General features: G+C 74.4%; 3 protein-coding genes and 1 pseudogene. 1 reads left to right on the top strand and 3 read right to left on the bottom strand.

Features of this window, described 5'->3' with window-relative positions; genetic code table 11:
• Positions 1-104: pseudogene (locus C1J00_RS47400) on the top strand (winged helix DNA-binding domain-containing protein); the annotation flags it as partial.
• Between the two features lie 103 nt (positions 105-207).
• Here the strand turns inward: C1J00_RS47400 and C1J00_RS38525 are convergent.
• From C1J00_RS38525 to C1J00_RS38515, 3 genes are all read right to left on the bottom strand, one after another.
• A complete protein-coding gene (locus C1J00_RS38525; RefSeq protein ID WP_102913540.1) occupies positions 208-999 on the bottom strand; it encodes a S1 family peptidase in 792 nt (263 codons plus the stop codon).
• Between the two features lie 205 nt (positions 1000-1204).
• Positions 1205-4057: a helix-turn-helix transcriptional regulator gene (locus tag C1J00_RS38520; protein WP_102913539.1), complete on the bottom strand. Its 2853-nt coding sequence runs from the start codon at positions 4055-4057 to the stop codon at positions 1205-1207.
• A gap of 205 nt (positions 4058-4262) precedes the next feature.
• A partial coding sequence (locus C1J00_RS38515; RefSeq protein ID WP_146046344.1) for a response regulator transcription factor occupies positions 4263-4605 on the bottom strand: 343 nt, incomplete at its 5' end.

Below are 4605 nucleotides of genomic sequence, written 5' to 3'. Positions count from 1 at the left end.
CCCGGACCCGGCAGGACGAGGTCACCGCCGAGGGGGAGCGGATGCTGCGGGTCATGCACCCGGGGTCGTCGTACGACATCCGGTTCGGCGTCGTACGGGCCTGAAGAGCCTGTCCCGGCATGGAGAGGGGGCGTTGCGGGCCGCTCGTGGAGGCCCGCAACGCCCCCTGGTCTTGCACCTGAGGGATACTCAGGAGTCAGCCAGCGGTCACGAGTTGACCTGCGTCGTGACCAGGTTGGAGAAGGTGGTCAGCCGGGTGTAGACACCCGGGTAACCGGCCTGGGCGCAGCCTTGGCCCCAGGAAGTGATGCCTGCCAGGACGCCCCCGATGAGCAGGGGGCCGCCGCTGTCGCCCTGGCAGGTGTCCACGCCGCCGGAGGTCTTTCCGGCGCACACCATGTCGCTCTTCACGAAGTCGGAGCCGTAGGAGCTCGCGCAACCGGAGTCGGACACGGTCGGTACGGTCGCGGTGCGCAGCTGGTTGGAGGCGCTGCCGTTCTCGGAGGTGTCACCCCAGCCGAGGATGCGGGCGGAGGCACCGGCCGCGTACACCGAGGTCTGGGAGGATGAGACGTACTTCGCCGGGGTGTACGGCATCGACGTCGACAGCGTCAGCACGGCTACGTCGTCGCCGTTGGAGACGTCGGTGTAGCTCGGGTGCATCCATATCTTGCTGACTCTGGCCACCGTGCCGTTGGTGCCGTTGAGGTAGGTGCGGCCACCGACGACACGCACGCTGCCGGTGGTCTCGCCGACCATGCAGTGCGCGGCGGTGACGACCTTCGTGGGCGAGACCAGGGTGCCGCCGCAGAACTGGTTCTGCGAGGCGTCCGTGATCTGCATGACGAACGGGTACGCGGACGTCGTGGTCGTGGTGCCGCCGACGATCGGCTGGGGCGCGGCGACGGCCGTGGGGGCGGCGAGCAGCGCGGTCGTGGCGGCGGCGGCGGTCGCCGCGGCGACGGCGGCGGCCTTCCTGGCAGCGTTGAGCCCGAACATGGGTCTCCTTGGGGAGTTGCCGGTGGGGGGTCGCGCGGGTGGTCGTGATGCACGGGGACCCTGACGCCGTTGTTCGGATCACCGTGTGCCCGGCGAGCGGCACGCCCCAAAGCTAGAGCCCGGCGGACCGGGGCCCAATGAGGGAACCCCCTAAGGGAGTTGGGCAGGGATAACCCTCGGTCCGGCGCCGTAAACCCAGACGGGGTCAGGTCGTGCGGCGGCCCGCGGCCAGCCGGACGATGTCCACCCGGGAGCGGATCCCGAGCTTGCGGTAGACCCGGGTGAGCGTCGCCTCGACGGTCTTGACGCTGATGAACAGGCGTGCCGCGATCTCCCTGTTGGTCGCTCCCTCCATCACCAGCGAGGCGACCTGACGCTCCATCGCGGCCAGGCCCGCCAGCGCGTCCAGGGCGACGGCCGGCGCGGCGGCGGGCGGTTCCACCGCCGCGGGACCGGCCGTGGCGGCGGCGTCGACCTGCCGCAGCCACGGCAGCGCGCGGCAGCGCCGGAACAGCCGGGCGGCCTCGTCGTACGACGCCGGTCCCGGCAGGGGCCTCGCGCCGGTGCGGGGGAAGCCGGCGACCTGGGCGCGCAGGCGGGCCAGCGCGAAGGCGGCCCGGGCCTCCTCCAGCCCGTACCCGAGCCGGCCGAGCCGGTCCTGCACGGACGTCAACCGGGCGGCGGCGGCCTCGTGTTCGCCACGTGCCGCCCGCACCAGCGCCTCCGCCCGGTCGAGGACGGCCAGGACGCTCTGCCGGCCCAGCCGCAGCGCGTGCGCCCGGGTCGTGTCGATGACGTCCTGGGCCTCGCCCGGCTCGCCGATGCGGACCAGCGCCTCGGCGAGGTCGCCGTGCCAGCGGCCCCGCCCCGGGTCGTTGATACCGAGGCCCTGCTCCAGCTCCCGGACCCGGCGCAGCGAACGGACGGTGGCGGCCGGGTCGCCGGCCACCAACTGGGCGTAGCCCAGCGCCGCGAGGGCCCGGGACAGGTACATCTGGTCACCGTCGACCTCGGCGTGGTCAGCGGCCTCCCGGGCGAGGGCCAGGGCCCGGTCGACGTCCCCGGCGGAGGCCTCCGCGAGGGAGGCGAGCATGGCCGAGGCGCCTTCGCCGATCCCGGAGTCCCGGGCCAGCCGCAGACTCTCGCGGGCCAGGTCGAGAGCCCGGCCGCAGTGCCCGGAGCGCAGTTCCGTGTCGGCGAGGAAGCGCAGGAAGTGCACCTCGCTTTCGACCATCCCGCGCCGGCGCACCTCACGCAGCAGCGCGGTGATCGTCGCCCGCGCCTCGGGCAGCTGGTCGCTCATGATCAGCCAACGGAACCGGGCCGACCCGGCGCCGTTGTGGTGGCAGGCCACATAGGGGTCCTGGGGTTCCTTCAACGCCCGTTTGACGGTCGCGGGGGCGTCCGGGTGGCCCATCAGGGTCTCGGTGGAGGCCTGGAAGGACAGCGCCATCAGCTCGGTGCGCCGGTCCCCGCCCCGGGCGGCCAGCTCCGCCGCGTGCGCGGCCTCCTGGCGGGCCTCGGCGAAGTCGCCCTCGACGACCAGGCCGCGCCAGGCCAGCTGGTAGTAGACCTGGGCGAGCAGGCGCGGGTCGTCGCCCGCGTCGGCCAGGACCTGCGGGAAGACGGCGTCGACCTCGCCGAGGGCCTGCCCGGCCGCCTCGATGACCACCATCCACGCCCGCACCCGCTCCGCGGGCACGCTGGCACGCGTCAGTACGTCGCGGGCGATGTCCCGGGCGAGATCGGCCTCGCCGGCGGTGATGGCGTCCTCGGCGGCCTGCAGGCGCCGCTCGTCGGGGCCGGGGGTGCTGTCCGCCGGGGTGTGCCGGGCGGACAGCAGCCCGAGCGAGGCGGCCACGGAGGGCGCGCCGCGGTCCCGGGCCAGCGCACCGGCCTCGGCGAGCCGGGCCGCCACGTCCGGGTCGGTGCCGGTGGTGGCCAGAGCCAGGTGCCGGGCCCGCTCGATCGGGTCGGAGGCCGCCGTGGACAGCGCGGCGTGCACGGCCCGCCGCTCCTGCGCCGGAGCCTCCGCGTAGAGCGCCGCCGAGATCAGCGGGTGCGCGAACCGCAGGGCCGGTGCCTCGGGGTCCGTGGCGAGCAGCCCCAGGGCCGCCGCCTGGGCCGTCTCGGCCTCGGCCTGCTCCCGGCCGGCCGCGTGCAGCAGCGCCAGTGTGGGACGGGCACCGGCGCTGGCCACCAGGAGGGTGCGGCGCGCCTCGTCCGACAGCATCTCCAGCCGGCTCAGCACCAGCGCCCGCAGCGAGGTGGGCACCGGCAGCGGCTCACCCGGCCGCGGCCGGGCCGGACTCTCGGCCAGGGCCCGGCCCAGCTCCAGTGCGAAGAGCGGGTTGCCGCCGCTGGTGCGGTGGATGTCGCGGACGGTGGAGCGGGGCAGGGGCGTGTAGCCGCGGTGGTCGAGCAGCGCCGAGACCTGCGTACGGTTCAGCGGGCCCAGCCGGACGGCGAGCGTGTCGGGCGGGGAGGCGGGCAGATGCCGGTCGTACTCCTGGCCCTCGGTCCGCACCGCGCACAGCATCTGCACGGGCGTGTCACCCAGTCGGCGGGCCGCGAAGCCGAGCAGTTCCGCACTGGCGGCATCCAGCCACTGGAGGTCGTCGGCGACGACGAGCACCGGGCCCTTGGCGGCCAGGGCGCGCAGCGCCGACAGCACCGCCAGGCGCAGCGCGAGCCCGTCCCGCTGGAGCGTGGACTCGCCGCGGCCGGTCAGCGCCGACTCCAGGGCGGTGCGCTGGGCGCCGGGCAGCGCACCCGACACGTCCTCCAGGACCAGCCCGAACAGGTCGGCCAGTGCCAGGAAGGGCAGGTGGGATTCCGACTCGGTCGCCGAGCAGCGCAACACCGTCCGCGCCGCGCCGCCGTAATCCGCGGCCAGCGCCCGCAGGGCCGTCGACTTTCCAATTCCGGCCGGACCGTGGAGCAGCACACTGCCGCCCCGGCCGAGCTGCTCACGGGCCGAGGTGAACAGTTCCTCCCGACCGATGACCAGGTCGGGGCGGCTCCTGGGAGGCTCCTGGAAGTCCCGTCGCACGGTCACCGCTCCCCTCCCTGTGTCGTGTCCTGGCCAATATTAGGCAACAGTTCTTTGAATTTCGGAGGGACGGCGTCGTGAGGGAAATAACAACGGGTGCCGACGGGCGAATTCATCGGTCTCCCGAATGCGGCGGAACAGGAGGCCGGTGTCCCGGTCGGGGACCCTCCGACAGCCCGAACGAGCGGGCACGACAGAAAACACCACAAACCTATGGCAACCACCCCGCCCGGCGCGCGGCGACCACGGCCTCGCCACGGGTGCGGGCCCGCAGCTTCCGCATGGCCGACCGCAGGTACCCCTTGACGGTCTCCGGCGTCACACCCAGCCGGTCGGCGGCGACGGCGTTCGTCGCACCCGCCGCGACACACGCCAGTACGTCCACCTCGCGCGGCGCGAGCCGGACCCGGGGCGAGCCGGCCGACCCGGCCGTCAGCAGAGCGCACGCGCCGAGCACCTCCGCACGCAGCCCCGGGTCCGCGATCCGCCCGGCCAGCGCCCGCAGGGCCGCGTGCGCCTCCCGTACCTGCTCCCACCCCGGGCCCGCACCGGCC

Source organism: Streptomyces cahuitamycinicus (genome assembly GCF_002891435.1).
In the GTDB taxonomy this organism is placed as follows: Bacteria; Actinomycetota; Actinomycetes; order Streptomycetales; family Streptomycetaceae; genus Streptomyces; species Streptomyces cahuitamycinicus.
This window is presented reverse-complemented; position numbering and strand designations above follow the sequence as displayed.